General features: G+C 63.4%; 16 protein-coding genes. 8 read left to right on the top strand and 8 right to left on the bottom strand.

Going from position 1 to position 14,794, the window contains the following annotated elements; genetic code table 11:
* The first annotated feature begins 3 nt into the window (after positions 1-3).
* The 3 genes from AV929_RS17930 to AV929_RS17940 are packed head-to-tail and all read left to right on the top strand — an operon-like array spanning position 4 to position 2,417.
* Positions 4-684 carry an amino acid ABC transporter permease gene (locus tag AV929_RS17930; RefSeq protein ID WP_014040983.1) on the top strand — a complete coding sequence of 227 codons (681 nt, stop codon included), beginning with the start codon at positions 4-6 and terminating at the stop codon, positions 682-684.
* Positions 681-1,433, top strand: a complete 753-nt coding sequence (locus AV929_RS17935; RefSeq protein ID WP_014040982.1) for an amino acid ABC transporter ATP-binding protein — start codon at positions 681-683, stop codon at positions 1,431-1,433. The genes AV929_RS17930 and AV929_RS17935 overlap by 4 nt, the downstream gene beginning before the upstream one ends.
* Before the next feature lie 3 nt (positions 1,434-1,436).
* Positions 1,437-2,417: an amino acid ABC transporter permease gene (locus AV929_RS17940; protein ID WP_064288899.1), complete on the top strand. Its 981-nt coding sequence runs from the start codon at positions 1,437-1,439 to the stop codon at positions 2,415-2,417.
* On the opposite strand, the gene AV929_RS17945 is transcribed toward AV929_RS17940, so the two are convergent.
* Genes AV929_RS17945 through AV929_RS17955 form a run of 3 tightly spaced genes read right to left on the bottom strand, consistent with a single transcriptional unit; the run spans position 2,418 to position 4,593 of the window.
* The gene (locus tag AV929_RS17945) at positions 2,418-3,944 is read right to left on the bottom strand and encodes a replication factor C large subunit (RefSeq protein WP_014040980.1); all 1,527 of its coding nucleotides are present in this window, start codon (positions 3,942-3,944) and stop codon (positions 2,418-2,420) included.
* A 43-nt stretch (positions 3,945-3,987) separates the two neighbouring features.
* Positions 3,988-4,362: a PIN domain-containing protein gene (locus tag AV929_RS17950; protein ID WP_014040979.1), complete on the bottom strand. Its 375-nt coding sequence runs from the start codon at positions 4,360-4,362 to the stop codon at positions 3,988-3,990.
* Complete coding sequence (locus AV929_RS17955) at positions 4,363-4,593, bottom strand: AbrB/MazE/SpoVT family DNA-binding domain-containing protein (RefSeq protein WP_014040978.1); 231 nt, start codon at positions 4,591-4,593, stop codon at positions 4,363-4,365.
* 124 nt (positions 4,594-4,717) lie between these two features.
* Here AV929_RS17955 and AV929_RS17960 point away from each other — a divergent pair, with 124 nt between their 5' ends.
* From AV929_RS17960 to AV929_RS17970, 3 genes are read left to right on the top strand one after another with little or no spacing between them, the layout of a single operon-like run.
* A complete protein-coding gene (locus AV929_RS17960; RefSeq protein ID WP_014040977.1) occupies positions 4,718-5,287 on the top strand; it encodes a hypothetical protein in 570 nt (189 codons plus the stop codon).
* A 54-nt stretch (positions 5,288-5,341) separates the two neighbouring features.
* A complete protein-coding gene (locus tag AV929_RS17965) occupies positions 5,342-5,890 on the top strand; it encodes a type IV pilin (protein ID WP_023843371.1) in 549 nt (182 codons plus the stop codon).
* 52 nt (positions 5,891-5,942) lie between these two features.
* Positions 5,943-6,650, top strand: coding sequence for a helix-turn-helix domain-containing protein (locus AV929_RS17970; RefSeq protein ID WP_064288900.1), 708 nt, complete (start codon positions 5,943-5,945; stop codon positions 6,648-6,650).
* Between the two features lie 611 nt (positions 6,651-7,261).
* Here the strand turns inward: AV929_RS17970 and hmgB are convergent.
* Both hmgB and AV929_RS17980 read right to left on the bottom strand, forming a co-directional pair.
* Entirely contained in the window at positions 7,262-8,599 is a 1,338-nt protein-coding gene (hmgB, locus tag AV929_RS17975; RefSeq protein ID WP_008312608.1) for a hydroxymethylglutaryl-CoA synthase, read from the bottom strand.
* A 98-nt stretch (positions 8,600-8,697) separates the two neighbouring features.
* Positions 8,698-9,384 (bottom strand): hypothetical protein, encoded by a 687-nt coding sequence (locus AV929_RS17980; protein ID WP_014040973.1) that lies wholly within the window; start codon positions 9,382-9,384, stop codon positions 8,698-8,700.
* A gap of 181 nt (positions 9,385-9,565) precedes the next feature.
* On the opposite strand from AV929_RS17980, the gene AV929_RS17985 reads away from it, so the two are divergent.
* Entirely contained in the window at positions 9,566-10,315 is a 750-nt protein-coding gene (locus tag AV929_RS17985) for a CAP domain-containing protein (protein WP_064288901.1), read from the top strand.
* A gap of 19 nt (positions 10,316-10,334) precedes the next feature.
* On the opposite strand, the gene AV929_RS17990 is transcribed toward AV929_RS17985, so the two are convergent.
* Complete coding sequence (locus AV929_RS17990; protein ID WP_064288902.1) at positions 10,335-12,338, bottom strand: PKD domain-containing protein; 2,004 nt, start codon at positions 12,336-12,338, stop codon at positions 10,335-10,337.
* Positions 12,339-12,384: 46 nt separating this feature from the next.
* On the bottom strand, positions 12,385-12,966 hold the full coding sequence (locus AV929_RS17995; RefSeq protein WP_014040970.1) for a DUF2150 family protein: 582 nt from the start codon (positions 12,964-12,966) through the stop codon (positions 12,385-12,387).
* Between the two features lie 213 nt (positions 12,967-13,179).
* On the opposite strand from AV929_RS17995, the gene AV929_RS18000 reads away from it, so the two are divergent.
* The gene (locus AV929_RS18000; RefSeq protein WP_050007027.1) at positions 13,180-13,488 is read left to right on the top strand and encodes a hypothetical protein; all 309 of its coding nucleotides are present in this window, start codon (positions 13,180-13,182) and stop codon (positions 13,486-13,488) included.
* Between the two features lies 1 nt (position 13,489).
* Here the strand turns inward: AV929_RS18000 and AV929_RS18005 are convergent, their stop codons facing one another.
* Positions 13,490-14,713, bottom strand: coding sequence for a mechanosensitive ion channel family protein (locus AV929_RS18005; protein WP_008312620.1), 1,224 nt, complete (start codon positions 14,711-14,713; stop codon positions 13,490-13,492).
* Between the last annotated feature and the right edge of the window lie 81 nt (positions 14,714-14,794).

Genomic DNA, 14,794 nt, shown 5'->3' on the forward strand with positions numbered 1-14,794 from the left:
CCGATGCCACCCCTCCCGTTGCAGAGTGACTGGGCGTTCGTTGTCGGGAACCTCGACCTGCTACTCGTCGGTACGGGTGTCACGGTCGCCCTGACAGCGGCGAGCATCCTGCTTGGCTTTCTGCTCGGGTTCCCGGCGGGCGCCGTCGAGGTGTACGGCCGCGGCCCACTCAAACGCGCCGTCGAGACGGCCGGTGTCGTCCTCCGCGGGACGCCACTGCTCGTCATCATTATCCTGCTGTTCTTCGGTCTCTCGGTGTCGAGCAGCGCCTTCGTGACGGCGACTATCGCGCTCGGACTCCGGAGCGCCGCGTATCAATCACAGATATTCCGTGGCGCGCTCCAGAGCGTCGACGAGGGGCAACTGGAAGCCGCTCGCGCCGTCGGCATGGGCCGACTGCAGGCGATCCGCAGCGTAGTCGTCCCGCAGGCGCTGCGCCGGAGCGTGCCCGGCTTCCAAAACGAGTTCACGATCGTCCTGAAAGACACGAGTATCGCCATCGTCATCGGCCTCGGCGAACTGCTGACCGTCGGCCAGAACCTCTATCAGGGCGGTCAGAGCACGGCCGCGCTTGAGATTTTCCTGACTGTGAGCCTCATCTACTTCGTTCTCACGTTCGTGACGAACCGTTCGCTCGACTACGTCGACGATCACTTCAGCATCCCCGGCGGTGAGCGTGCATGAGCGATCCGCTGCTGGAACTCGACGACGTGTACAAGTCCTACGGCGAGGAACAGGTGCTCTCCGGGGTCAGCTTCGAGATGGACGCCGGCGACGTCGACGTGGTCATCGGTCCCAGCGGCAGCGGCAAATCCACGATGCTGCGCTGTGTGAACCGTCTCACCGAGATTAACGGCGGTGCCATCTACCTCAATGGTGAGTGCGTCACCGATGCCGACACCGACGTGAACGAACTCCGGAAACAGGTCGGCATGGTGTTCCAGGACTTCAACCTCTTCGCCCATCTCACCGCGCTGGGGAACGTCACGCTCGGCCTGCGGAAAGTCCGCGGCATGGACAAGGCGGCGGCTCAGGAACAAGGCTACGAACACCTCGAACAGGTCGGGTTACTGGATCAGGCTGACTCCTACCCCGCCGAACTCTCAGGCGGCCAGAAACAGCGGGTCGGCATCGCCCGCGCGCTCGCCATGGACCCGAAGCTCCTGCTGTTCGACGAGCCGACCAGCGCGCTCGACCCGGAACTCGTCGGGGAAGTCGTCGAGGTGATGCGCGACCTCGCCGCCGAGGGCATCACGATGCTCGTCGTCAGCCACGAGATGGGGTTCGCGCGGTCGGCGGCGTCGGACATCATCTTCCTCGACGACGGTGAAATCGTCGAACACGGCCCGCCGGAACAGCTGTTCGAGAACCCGCAGGCGGCCCGAACCGGCGAGTTCCTCAGTCGCCTGGAGACGACCCACGAGGGGGAGTGACCGATGGGGACGCCGGAGTCCACGACGACCGGCCGAACGATCCGCGCCCGTGCCGCCGGACTGACCGACCAGCCGCTGACGCTGCTGACTGTCGGGGCTTTCTGGACGTGGCTCGTCGTGCGCTGGACGAACGACTTTCTGCTAGACGGCGCGCTCATTGAGCGCAACACGTCGTTTTTCCCGACGGCACCGTTCGAGGCGGCCGCGTCGACACTTGGCGGTCTCGCGGAGAGTCTCGGGCCGGTCGGGTTTCCCGTCGGCTGGGTCGCCGGCTTCTTCGAGTTCCTGGCGGCGTCGATCCCCTACCTGCCACCGCTGGCGACCGGCGTGTGGGCGACGATACTGCTGACGCTGCTGGGTATCGCCCTCGGGTTCGTCATCGCCGTCCCGCTCAGCGTCGCCCGAGTGTACGGCGGGAGCGCCACCCGCTCGGTCGCGCTGGGGTACACCGAACTGTTCCGCGGGACGCCGTTGCTCGCTCAGCTGTTCGTCCTCTACTTCGCGACGCCGCTGACGACGATCATCCGCGAGCTACCCACCGTCGGGACCGGATTCATCCCCGCCCAGGCGTTCTGGGTGGCCGTCATCGCGTTTACCCTCAACAGCGCGGCCTACCAGTCCGAGTACATCCGCTCGGCGCTGAACTCCGTCCCGGAGGGGCAACTCACCGCCGCGCGCGCTATCGGCCTCTCGAAGGTCGATGGAATCCGGCACGTCGTCCTGCCCCAGGGCCTGCGCTACGCGATTCCGGGCTGGTCGAACGAACTGGTGTACCTCATCAAGTACTCCTCGCTCGCGAGTTTCATTACCGTCCGCGAACTGTTCCAGCGAACCGACTCTATCGCCAGTGAGACCTACCGCTACACGGAGCTGTTCGTCCTCGCCGGCCTGCTGTATCTAGCACTGGTCATCTCGGCGTCACTGGTGATGGAATACGTCGAAGACCGGGTCGCGATTCCGGGCCTCGGCACGACCGGACGGTGACTACATAAAGTCAGAGAGGCCGGACTGCTGGTCGTCGTCTTCGGCCGCCTCGCTCGCGGATTCGGTATCGTCGCTGTCAGCCGCATCGCTTGCTCCGGTGTCATCGGACCCTGCTTCGTCGTCGGCCGCAAGCGTTACTTGCTGGTCGCCGTTCTCCTCGTCAGCGTCGGCGGTTTCGTCGCCATCCGCCACACCCGCTCCGTCACCGCCGTCCGCACTCGCCCCCTCGAAAACTCCGCCGGAGTGTTCGACGGCGGCTTCCTCCTTGAGCGCCTCGGCGTCAGCGACGATGTCTTGCACCTTGTTCGTGTCCTTGCCCGATCCGGTGACGAAGGAAACGTGTTCGGCCTCCATATCGTAGGTCGCCGCCATCGCCACCGTTAGCTCGCGGTTCCGACAGTGGTGGGTCATCGTCGAGAGGAAGGGCATGATCTCCCGGCGGGCGGTCCGCATCGAGACGCCGTCGATGGCGGCTATCTGCTGGGCGACGTAGTCCCGTGTGTTCCGGGTTCCTTTCGACCGACCGAGTTTCGACCAGTAGCTCGGCGGTCCGTAGCGGGTCCAGCCGCCCTTGGTCCCGTCCCGCGCCGCGGCGACGCCCGCGGTCATGTTGTCGCCGGCGTAGCGCCAGAACGAGTAGTTCTGTGTCTCGCGGACGCGGCCGAGCCACTGGTCGGCGTTCGAGAGGAACTCGTAGGCCCGGGTCAGTTCGGCCCCCTCGTAGTCTTTGGGCATGTTGTCCTCGATCCAGTTGATGAGGTCATCGGGCGTCTCGTCCACGTCGTAACTGGCCTCCAGCGCCTCCTGCGCGCCGGCTTCTTTGAGTACCACGTCGAGGTACTCGAAGATGCCCTCGGTCGTGTCGCGCTCGCCGGTCACCACGTCGTCGGCGGTCAGGCGCTCCGTCGTCTCGGCGATAGCTTGGAGGTCCTTGACCGCGCCCCGCAGGTCGCCGCTGTTTTGCTCGGCGAGTTCCTGCAGCGCGTCGGACTCGTACTCGACGCCCTCCTGGCGACAGAGATCGCGGAGGACGGGGACGATAGAGCGGGGCGAGACGTCCCGGAACTCGATGTCCTGACAGTTGTTCCGCAGGCCGTTTGACATCTCGTAGTACTCGTTGGCGATGAGAATCATCGGCTGGCTGGCCTCCTTCACCAGCGCGGTGATGGCCCGCGCGCCGCCGCGGTCGGCGTTGCCGTGGATGTTGTCCGCCTCGTCCATGATGACGAGTCGACGGCCGCCACCGCCGGCGGTCAGCGTGCCGGATTTGGCGGCTTCGCCGGCCACCCGATTGATAACGTCCTTGGTCCGGGAGTCGCTGGCGTTGAGTTCGATGGTCGGCCACCCCATATCGTTTGCCAGCGCGTGGGCGGCCGAGGTCTTCCCGATGCCCGGGGACCCGTGGATGATGACCGCCTCGCGGTGGTCGTCCCACGTGTCCGCCCACTTCTTGAGTGCGTCGCGGGCCTTGTCGTTGCCCCGCACCTCTGACAGCGTCGTCGGGCGGTACTTCTCCGTCCAATCCATTGGATCGTGATTGGCGCGACCGGCGTTTAGGGATTGCGGAGCGCTATTCTTCGTCCGCCGTCTTCAGGTCGAGATGTGGCGCGACCGACTCGTACGTCTCGTCGCTGGAGACGATCGTGTCGCCGTCGGACTCAACGAGATGGAGCGCGTCGAAGGGCGTGAAACCGTGGTCCTCGACGTACGTCGCGGCTGCTACCACTGTGTCCACGTCGCCGCGCACTTCCACCAGCGCGGCGGCGTTCGTGACGACCCGCTCGGTGTTGCGCTCCTCACGATAGGCGACCATGAGGAGTTCGATGAGCGTGAACTGTGACGTCCACAGTTCGTCTCGGTGGTCCCGGTACACCGATTCGGCGGCATCGCCAAGCCAGTCCTCGTCCTTGATGAGGGCGAGCAAAAAGTCAGTCTCGACGTACATTCAGCGTCCAGCCTCATCTACTGCCGCGTCACGCGCCCCTTGACGGAGTTCCTCCGCTGTCTTTTCGACATCTGCGAACTCGTCTCGGAGCGCATCGAGGGGGGTCTCTGCAACCGGAACCAGTTTGATTCCGTCGTGGAGTTCGACGATGTGGTAGCGGTCGCCGTAGCGCTCGCGCAGCTCTTTGGGGAGCGTCAGGCGGCCACGGTCATCGAGCGTCGCCTCGGACATATTCGGGTAAACGATGGGAATACTCAAGAAAGTTCCCCGAAGTAGGGCAGAACCCATCAAAACTGGTTCTCTCTCCATCGCAGCCAGAAGACATATCCCCGTTACTGGCCGCGGGCTAACCGTCATGAGTGACACAGCCCGTCAGCGCTACGCGGTCGGTGCCCTCGCCGGTGCCGCGGCGTTCGTTCTGGCGTACGTCCTCGTCTACGCCCTGAGCATCTCCACCGTTCAGGACGCGCTGCTGACGAACATCGCCGAGTCGTTCGGCGACGACCGGGCGGCCTGGAAAATCGTCGGCTGGGTGTTTTTCAACGCCCAGTTCGTGACAACGACAGTTACGGTCAACATCCCCTTCCTCGGCGGGACGTCGGCGGTCAACTTCATCGCCGAGAACGAGTCGCTGTCGCCGATCCTGTACCTGCTCCCGCCGGCAGTGCTGACGGCCGCAGGGATCGCGACGGCTCGTATCGACGGGACAACTGACCTCAGCCGTGCGGTCCGTGTCGGTCCCGCTGTCGTCCTAGGCTACCTCCCGCTTGCGGCGCTCGGGGTGGTGCTGTTTACTGTCAGCGCCGGCGATTCCGGACAGGGCGCGCCGACGCTGCTGACGGCAGTTGTCCTCGCCGGCATCGTCTACCCGGCCGTCTTCGGGACTGTCGGGGCCGCAATCGCGACCGCGTTCGGGGACTCATAGCGGGCCCCCACTCCTGAGACTTTTGACCGAAAAGGAGGACAGTACGTCCCAGTCGTGTATTCCTCCAGCCTCAGCCGAGACCGTCGCGGCGTCAGCCCCGTCATTGGCGTGGTGCTCATGCTCTCGGTCACCGTCCTCTTAGCCGCGACAGTCGGTGGGTTCGCACTCACTGCGACTACCGACCTGGACCAGCGGACGCCCACCGTCGCCCGCTCGACCGGAAACTTCGTGACTGACCCGTCGGGGGGATGCGGCGGGAACACAGTAGCGATTCGACACGCCGGCGGCGACCCGGTCCCGGCCGACGAACTGGCAATCGCTGTTGCACTGCCAGACACCGACGCCCGCATCGTCGACTTACCGGTTTCCGGAACGGCGCTGTCAGCGAGCAACACCGACGACTCCGACAACATCGTCTACGACTACTGTGTCGGCGGTGTCATCGCCAATGGCGGCAAGCGGTGGTCAGCGGGCCGGGCCATCACTTTCCAGTTGAACGCCGGCGGCGGCACTGTCGACCCGGGCGATAGCATCGAAGTGCGCGTCGTTCACGCTCCCACAAACGGCGTCCTCGCTGCGGTCGAACTGACCGCCCGCCGGTAAGCGCCCGTGGTTCCGATACCCTTTTATTCGCGACCCTCCAGCGTGTGAACTAATGGCAGGGGGCGCACGCGACGACCTCGCGGAGAAAATGGCGGGTGAGGTGGCACTGAGCGACGACCCAGGGGCGACCCTGCGGAAGTGGCGCACTGACTTCGACGTTGCACAGACCGAACTCGCCGATGAACTCGACGTCTCTCCGTCCGTGGTCTCGGACTACGAGAGCGGGCGGCGCGACAACCCCGGTATCGGCGTGGTCAGGCGACTCGTCGTTGCGCTGCTCAACATCGACGAGAATCGCGGCGGCGACCACATCCGCCAGCACGCCCGCGTGCTCTCGGCCGGGTTCGACAGCGACGTTGTCCACGACCTCCGCGAGTACTCCGCCAACGTCGGCGTCGAGCGCGTCTACGACGCTATCGACGCCGAAGAACTGTTCCGGGGCAGTCAGGACACCGTCGCGGGCCACACCGTCATCAACTCCATCGCCGCCATCACGCGCCTCTCCTCGGACGAGTTTTACCAGCTATACGGGCAGTCGACGAACCGCGCCCTCGTGTTCACGAACGTGACCCGCGGCGAATCCCCGCTGGTCGCGCTCCGGGTCGTCTCGCCGACGCCCAACGCGGTTATCCTCCACGGGCTTGACGACGAGGCGGTCTGGGAGCACGCACAGGACCTCGCCCGCATCGACGACTTCTCCCTTGCGATCACCGATATCGATCTGGAGGACCTGCTTGGCGGGCTGCGGAGTCTTCCCTGAGCGCGCCGGTTCCGGCCGTGCTGTTTCGCGCCCGTCGACGTACTCTCTGGAAAACGACTGTTGTCGTGACTGCGATCTCTTTGTTCACCGGACAGCGTGACACAACTGCTCCGCCGGACTGCAGAGTTTCTAGGGAGAACTACTTTGATACCGAGGTGTCATGTCCACGCATGGTGCAATTGGACTATCTTATCCTCTGGGCGTTCGCCGGCTTTGGACTTCTTGTTGCTGCCTCATTCGTCGGGACGATGCTTGCGCTTCAATACTACAACAGTGGGGGAACCCTCTCTGTGTCTCTCGACGACAGTATTAGCCGCCTCAACAACGATAAGCCGTAGTCGGGTAGTGTATACTGTCCAGTGCAGCACAAATAGAATTCCACGTATCCACGACAATAGATGGGATACCCCTCGCTGCTCACGGGTCACTCCGTTCCCCGTTCGCATTTCGAGGTTCTCGCTCGTGCTGCTCGCTCCGAACCTCGCTATTCTCGCGGCTGCGCCGCTCGTCTGTACGAGACCCCTCGCTTCGCTCGGGCTCTCGCTATTCTCCACGGCTCCCTGCGGTCGCCGTTCCGACTCGAGAGCCACTCCCTTCGGTCGTGCCTCTCGCTACTCCACGTACCGATATTTCCGCTCACCCATCCGGCCCCAGCCGTCGAAGGCGAACTCGTCTTCGGGCGCGGTGAACTCCTCGACATCGGTCTCGGTCTCGTGATTATGGACGTCGTGGACCTGTTCGTACTCGGCGAAGGAGAGGTCGTAGCGGTTCCGTATCTGCTCGTCGATGTTGAGCGCGCCGATTTCCTCCTCCCACCCGGGGACGATGGTCTCAGCGTGGACTTCCGCCTGTGCGCCGGACCCGTAGGAGGCAACTAACAAACGGGCCTCGTCCAGATCCAGTCCGCTCTCGCGGGCGTGTTTCAGGCCGGCGGCGCGGGCGATGTGGACGGAGCCGGTGTACCAGTTGCCGACCTCGCGGGAGATCGCAAGCGTCGGTTCGATGGTGTTAGCGTACCAGTCCTGATAGCGCTCGGTTTCCGTGAGTGCGTCGGTGTACTCCTTGATAGCGGCGTGGAATTCGTCGTCGGTCTCGAAGTCCGCGCGCATGGGCTGGTGACCGATTTCCTCGGCCATCAGGTCGCCCACGTCGGTGCCGCGGATGATGTGTCGGTAGCCGAGTGCCGCGGCCTTCCGGACCATCCCCGGGAACGGCGTGTGGAACGGAATCATCTCGTAGTCGCCCGGGTGGATGTCGCCGGCCACCTCCGCGAAGTCCTCCAGCGCCTCGCGCATACGGGCGAGGTAGACGTTCACCGAGCGCTTGCCGTCGACGGACGGGAACTGCTGATTGGGCTTGAGGAAGTCAGTCTCGTCGGCGCTGCCGTACCCCTGTTCGGTCGAGAGTTCGACCAGATTCGGATCTTCATCGACGAGCATCGCCACCGCGCCGGCCCCCTGCGTGGCCTCGCCGGGGTCGTCGCGGGCGTACAGTGCGGTGTCAGTTGCGATGACGAGTGCGGCTCGGCCGCGGTTCCGTCCGGCGCGGATCCAGTTGTAGGCGTCGTCAAGGCTCTGTGTCCCCGAGATACAGGCGAACTTCCGCTCGCCCTTGTTGGCGTGGTGGAAGTTCTCGTCGTACACCTGTTCGAGACAGCCCGCGATGTACGTCGAGACAGGCTTCGAGTTGTCGAAGGCGCTCTCGGTCGCCACGTCGATCCGGCCGATGTCCTCGGGCGTCAGCCCCTTGCGCTCCATCAGGCGATGGGCCGCGTTCGCCCCCATCGTGACGATATCCTCGTACACGTCCGGGAACGACGACGCGCGCAGGCCGAGCCCCTTCGTGTACTTCCCCGGGTCGTCTCCTTGAGCCGGCGCGAACGTCTCCGCGAGGTCAAGTTTGAGCTTCCCGGTCCAGATCTCCATGGCGTCGATACCGACTGCAGTCATGAGTCTAGCGTCAGCGTGGATGTATATGGGCTTGTCGACTGGCTTTTCGACGGTTGACTAGTATTGCGCCGATGGGCCGCGAACTCTCTGTGGGACAGTTACTCGCTGGTCGCCGGTTCCGTACTAAAAGAGAAATCGACCATGCATTCGCCTTCGAGAACGTCGTACGGCTCATCCGGTGACGGAACGGCACGCGACCAGTCGGTGTTGTTGACTACGAGCCGATACGTCCCCGGCGAGATGGTGATCCGCTTGTCGCGGATGTTCGTCTCGTGAAACCGCGACACCTCACCGGCGTATCTGGCCCGGTAGCGGCTCTGGAACGCCCGGTACTCTTCCTCGGTGAACAGCATGACATCGACGGCCGGGCCACGCCGAACGATGAGGTCGTAGGTGAGCGTCGTCTGGCCGGTCGCCTCGACCGTGAAATCCTGGTACTCGTCTTCCTCCAGCCGGAACGTCGTATCGACCGACCGGTGGTTCGGCTCGGGTGTCGGCGTCGGTGTCTCGGTTTCGACCTGCAGCCGTGCCGACGTTTCCGTCGAGCTATTCGTCTGCGACGCCTCGGCGCGCTGTGCTGTCGGGGGGTCCGCTGAAGCCGCAGCACTGTCCGCCGCTGGCGTCGAGGCAGCCCCGGCGTGGTCAGTTGTAGCAGCACGCTGTGACGCTGTCGGTTCCGGAACTGGCGTCGTCTCGGACTCCTGTGTCGGTCGATTCCCGAGACAGCCGGCGGAGAGCGCGGCGAGCACCGAGGCCCCGAAGCCGCGCCGCGACAGGTCACCCATACCTCAGCACACGCAGCCACAGTAAAGATGTTTACGGGCAGGTTTTCGTCGCTGGTAATCGGAACGCCGATTCTGTCCAAACATATTTGTGGAGAGAGAGCCGAATCTACGCCGTTCGACCCAGTCCCGAGAGAACTGTATCTCAGCTATCATCTCTCGGAACAGGACAGGAACGTTTCACATGAACAGATCGGTCATCACATTCGGATTGATTGTTCTGGCGGCACTCAGTGTCTCGGGACTCGCAGGAGTAGCAGTCGAAGGGACGCTTGGTGCAGACGCGACCGAGTCAGCGCCGGCGGAATCCACGGAGCCGTCACTGGCAGCGACGCCCAGTGCAGAAAGTGCGTCACCGGTGACGCCGAGTACCGAGGCGACTGCGGCCGGAGTGACGCAGTCCGCAGAACCGACCGCGACCCCGGACGCGGCACAGACCACGCCAGCTGATTCGGGGACGGCTATCGATACGGTCCGCCTCGAAGACCGACTTGTGGCGGCGATCAACGACCGACGCGGCAACCCGGTTGCCAACGACGCCTTCGACGGCTCCCTCTCGGATGAGACCAAAACCGGACAGACGCTGTCAGCCATGGCCGGCAACCACAGCGAGCGAATGGCCGCGCAGGGGTCGGCCTCACCGATCGCGAACGGGTCAGACACGGCGGACCGGTACGCGGCCGCCGGACTGTCCGAGCAGTGTCGCCTCCGCCACGAAGGAAACGCGTACATCCGCCCGGTAACCGACCTCGAACTGGTCACGAGCGTCGACCCCAACGGCGCGAACGCGACTCGGACGGCCGACGCCGTCGCCGACCATTGGTTCGACCTCTCTGGCCCCCGTGACACGTTGTACGTGGCGAACGCGAACCACATCGGCGTCGGCGCGGCGACCGCTGACGGCGTCGTCTACATTACCGTGAATCTCTGCTGAGGGACGGTGAGAACGGCCGTTACGGAACCTCTTTGCGGACAGTGTCGGCATTCCCTTCCGAGTCAACGACGCGGAGTGCGACCACTGTGCCGGAGTCCACTCTTTTCTTTTCTACTGTCTGGCCGGTCGTTTCGAAGATACCGTCTTCGTCGAAATCCCATTCGTAGGTCACGATGTCGCCTTGCGGATCGCTGGACGGGCTGGCGTCGAAGTCCCACTTGCCATTCGATTCCGACCCGTCAGAGGTTATCGTGAAGTCGGCGTTCGGTTGCTCGTTCGTGTTCGCGCCTCCGGGAGTGACCGTGAACATCTTCGAGTCGGTCCCGCCACTCGACCGCTCGTAGGTCACGGTTATCGTGACGCTCTCGCCGCTCATGTCCACCTCAGAAGAGCCAAAGAAAGTCTCTTCGCGGAACTCGAACAGATGGAACGTCGCAACTGATGTATCAGACAGAACCGGGTTCGGACCGTTCAGGCTGCCATCATCGTCGACGTCAACGGTTCGTGGGACGTCTGTCCCACCACCGAAATCAGTGTACCCGTCAGTGTTTGCCTCGATGTATAGCTCGTTTTCTTGCGGTGCCGGCTCACGGTCGTTGCTAAAGCTATCGCTGAGGCGAATTATGTCGTCGTTGACTGGGTCGATTGCCACTTTCGTTATTGTGATGGTCTCGCCTAATTCATTGGTGACCGTAAACTGGACGCCTCCATCAACGTCCCCGTTGCTGTCGAGGGCAACAGCGTCCTCGTTGTAGATGAGCCCGTTGTTGCCGGACCCGCCCCCGGATCCTGGATTCGCTTCCGTCACCGTCACCGGCACTGAGACGTCTTCAGGAGACTCGCCGTCGAACGAACCGTTGATCTCGTCGAGGCTGAACTGGACGGTGGCTGTTCCAGTTGTCGTCGACTGGCTTGTCTCGTAGACGAACCTGACGCGACCGTCGCTGTCGGATGACTCTGTGTCCGTGGTAAGCGACCCCGCGTTACTCCCATCGACTGAGCCGTTCACTTCGACATCGCTTACGGGGTTGTTGTACGCGTCCCGAACCTCCAGCACAATCTCTTCGTCGTCGCCCTTTGCGACAGTAACGTTCTCACTGCCGACAGTGGTGAGGTACGCGTCACTTTCAGAGGCAACACGAGTGCCGACGCCCGCTTTCGCCATCTTCAGGCGATATGTGGCTCCCCGCTCGAAGACGACTGTGACGTTGTAGAGCGAGCCTGGCCCCTCGGCCTCGATGACGTTTGCGATGTACCGGTCGTTGCTTTTGTTACCCGGACTTGGGTCGATTTCGTCTTCGAGAAGCACTCTCCACTCCTCCGCCGGGAGCCGGGAGAGAAACGAGACCGACACGTTCGACGTCTCTGTCGCGTTCGTGACGCGAACCGTTCGGGACGACTGCGATGTCGGACGCACGTCGACCGTAACCGAATCGCTCGCCGAGCGGCTCATCGACCCGTTGAGTGCGACGAGCGTGATGTCGCGCCCATCGACCATCGCCTGTTCCGAGAGCGTGATGTTCCCCTCGCGGAACTGGTTGTAGACGACCGAGTGCTCGTACACGGTCTCCGGGGCCTCCCCGTAGACGTTGTACTCCGGCTTGTAGGCGATGGCCCCTGTGTTGTAGTGCCGCGGTGCGGTTCCGTCCCAGTAATCTGCCGTCTCGGGGTTAATCGCCTCGGCGTTACGAACCGTGAGGTTCTGCGACTCGTTGGTCGTTCCGTCCGTGTACAGCAGCCCCGACGGCGGCCCGGGATTCGTCGCCACCAGCCGACTCGGGTATCGCGTCCCCAACTGCACTGAGACGGCTTGCTGACTCGGCTGTCCCGGAACGGAGACGATAGCGTTCCGCAGGTCCTGTAAATGCGTCTGTACCTGCTGATTGTGGTTGAACTCCACCTCCCGGTTTTGCTCCGGCACGGCAAACGCCTGGTACGAGGAGAAGGCGATGATAAGCACGCCGAACAGCAGTACAGCCCCGACCTGTACTGACTGCGCGCGCTCATCGCCCGTGAAAGTCATGCCGATGAGTTGCGGAGACGGCGGTAAAAACCTGACTGCCGAATTATCAACTCTCGTCTTCTTCGACGACTTCCGGGTCGCTCATCGCGGTCTGGAGACTGTCGAGTCCGTTGACCCACTCGGAGACGAGTCCGTATTCGAGGTCCTCAGCGACCTCCATCGGGAGCTCCGACCCGCCAATGATCTGCGTGCCGGCCTGCACACAGTAGCCCAGTGCCGCGTCGAGGTCCTCTTCGGCTTCCGCGTCCGCGGCGGCTTCGATGTAGTCCGTGATGGTTGCGTCGTCCGCGGGACCTTCCGCGACGAACTCCTCGGCTGCGTAGAACACGCACAAAAGCGAGGTCTGGACGCCGTCGATCAGCATCACGGTCTCCTCGTCGTCGATGTCGATGTCGTCGAGGACGATCTCCCGGACACCGGTAAGCTCGTCGATGGTCGCCTCTTCGTCGAGCGGTCCGTCCTCGTAGTCCGTGAGGATCTTCGCGACCGCAATCGCGGCGTCGTCCTGGAGGTTCAACAGGAGCCGCGCCGAATCCTCGTCTTCAGGGTCGACTTCTTCTTCCTCGATACGGTCTAGCCAGTTCTGCCAGCGTTCTTCGGTGTAATACTCCCCCGGCGGAGTGCTCATATCACTCCGTTCGTCCCGTTGGGGATAGTAGTTTCGACCGGCGGCCGTTCCGCCGCGGCGTGTCTACCGTCCAGAGCGAACAGCAAACACCATTTTTAGCGCCTAAGACAGCTGTTCTGTGTGATTACCGGATCGGCTGTGCACTCCGAATATGTGTCACGGTCTCCGTCGAGGAACGCACTTTTATGTCATTCGAACATGTTATGAAGTAGCATGGCACAGCGGCAGCCGGTCCCGACTTGTGGCCGATCCCTCGACCCGGCTGTAGTCGCCGCGCTGGCCGAACGTGTCGGTCTGGTGCTGATCGCCGTGGCGTTACCGGTCGCCGTCGGCACATTCGCCGGTATGGTTCTGACCTCTGGGTCGCTCTTGGCCGCGAGCGATGCCGCGACTGCCGCGATGAGTGGGCCGCTGACAACAGAGCATGGGCTGTCTTTGCTGTTCTATGTCAGCACGCTCGGGACCGCACTGGGATGCTGGGTTCTCGGACTGGGACTCCTTCTCGACGGCCTCGACCTGTAGGTCAACCGTCGCCGTCCGGACGCATCTCCACGCCGCCTTCCAGCGACTCCTCGTCCGCCGCGTCCACGCGATTCGAGAGGGTCCGCTGGGGGAACGGGATCGTGATGTCCTCGTCGTCGAAGGTGGCTTTCACACCTCGGACGACCGCCGAGATGGCGCGCCACTTCCGTGGTGGCGTCGGATGATCGATCCAGAACCGGAGTTCCATCACCACAGCGGAGTCCCCGAAATCTTTCGGGACGACGTCCGGCGTCGGCGAATCGACGACGTGTTCGATGTCGGCCATCGCCTCGCGAGCGAGGTCCATCGCCCGGTCAACGTCGGTGTCGTAGTCCACACCGATGTCGACCGTGAGACGCAACAGCCCCTTGCGGCTACGGTTCGTCACCGCGCGGTCACTCACGCGGTCGTTCGGAATGATGACGAACTCGCCGTCGAAGTTCTCCAGCCGCGTGTTGAAGATGGTGATATCGGTCACGATCCCTTCTTGGTCGCCGACGAGCACCCAGTCGCCGATAGTGAACGGGCGGGAGAACATCAGGACGAAGCCGGCGATGAGCGACCCGAGCGTCTGTCTGGCGGCCAGACCGACCACGATACCGAGGAAGCCGGCCCCGACGAGCAGGCCGCTGAGATCGATGCCCCAGACGGCGAAGATCGTCGCGCCGATGGTGACGAACACAGTGACCTGCCCCAGTCGGAGGAGGATCTCTTCCTGGTGTTCGGTGAAGCCAGTGACGGCCTGGCTGAACCGGCCGATCCACCGCTGCATCTGGTCGGACAGGACAAAGGCCAGCATGACGAGGACGACCGTCTGTATCGTCGCCAGCACCGACTGGTCGCTCCCGTCGAGGTACGGACCTACTGTCTGGACTACATCGAGGACTCCCCAGACGATGAGAAACGAGACGACGACGAGGACGACCATCGAGAACTGGGCGATCCGGAGAAACACACCCCGGATGGTCGTCGGCGTGTAGTCGGCCATGACCTGCAGCCAGTCGCCAGTTCGGTCTGACGTGACAGACCGAAGCCGGGAGAGGGCTGCGGGAACGACGACGACACTGAAAAGCAGGACGACCAGGAGGATGAGCGTCGCGACGAGTCGCCCCTGCGTCGCGACCAACTGGTCCAGCGACCGCTGTAACACGGTAAAGAGCTCCAAAAGGCCTTCACCGGTGTCGTTGGCCGCTGGCGTCGGCGTGGCCGTCCCCTGCACAGCCACCTATCGCCGCCGTAGGAACTTGTGTCTTCGTCTTTGAGCGGCCGTCTGTAATGAACCTGACACCGGAGAAAATACGGCTGG

Source organism: Haloarcula sp. K1, assembly GCF_001647155.1.
GTDB lineage: Archaea > Halobacteriota > Halobacteria > Halobacteriales > Haloarculaceae > Haloarcula > Haloarcula hispanica.

What these genes read in the sequence shown, in the direction of transcription:
- AV929_RS17930 (WP_014040983.1), top strand. Translation starts at nt 4, where the DNA reads ATGCCACCCCTCCCGTTGCAGAGTGACTGGGCGTTCGTTGTCGGGAAC.
- AV929_RS17935 (WP_014040982.1), top strand. Translation starts at nt 681, where the DNA reads ATGAGCGATCCGCTGCTGGAACTCGACGACGTGTACAAGTCCTACGGC.
- AV929_RS17940 (WP_064288899.1), top strand. Translation starts at nt 1,437, where the DNA reads ATGGGGACGCCGGAGTCCACGACGACCGGCCGAACGATCCGCGCCCGT.
- AV929_RS17945 (WP_014040980.1), bottom strand. Translation starts at nt 3,944, where the DNA reads ATGGATTGGACGGAGAAGTACCGCCCGACGACGCTGTCAGAGGTGCGG.
- AV929_RS17950 (WP_014040979.1), bottom strand. Translation starts at nt 4,362, where the DNA reads ATGTACGTCGAGACTGACTTTTTGCTCGCCCTCATCAAGGACGAGGAC.
- AV929_RS17955 (WP_014040978.1), bottom strand. Translation starts at nt 4,593, where the DNA reads ATGTCCGAGGCGACGCTCGATGACCGTGGCCGCCTGACGCTCCCCAAA.
- AV929_RS17960 (WP_014040977.1), top strand. Translation starts at nt 4,718, where the DNA reads ATGAGTGACACAGCCCGTCAGCGCTACGCGGTCGGTGCCCTCGCCGGT.
- AV929_RS17970 (WP_064288900.1), top strand. Translation starts at nt 5,943, where the DNA reads ATGGCAGGGGGCGCACGCGACGACCTCGCGGAGAAAATGGCGGGTGAG.
- hmgB (WP_008312608.1), bottom strand. Translation starts at nt 8,599, where the DNA reads ATGACTGCAGTCGGTATCGACGCCATGGAGATCTGGACCGGGAAGCTC.
- AV929_RS17980 (WP_014040973.1), bottom strand. Translation starts at nt 9,384, where the DNA reads ATGGGTGACCTGTCGCGGCGCGGCTTCGGGGCCTCGGTGCTCGCCGCG.
- AV929_RS17985 (WP_064288901.1), top strand. Translation starts at nt 9,566, where the DNA reads ATGAACAGATCGGTCATCACATTCGGATTGATTGTTCTGGCGGCACTC.
- AV929_RS17990 (WP_064288902.1), bottom strand. Translation starts at nt 12,338, where the DNA reads ATGACTTTCACGGGCGATGAGCGCGCGCAGTCAGTACAGGTCGGGGCT.
- AV929_RS17995 (WP_014040970.1), bottom strand. Translation starts at nt 12,966, where the DNA reads ATGAGCACTCCGCCGGGGGAGTATTACACCGAAGAACGCTGGCAGAAC.
- AV929_RS18000 (WP_050007027.1), top strand. Translation starts at nt 13,180, where the DNA reads ATGGCACAGCGGCAGCCGGTCCCGACTTGTGGCCGATCCCTCGACCCG.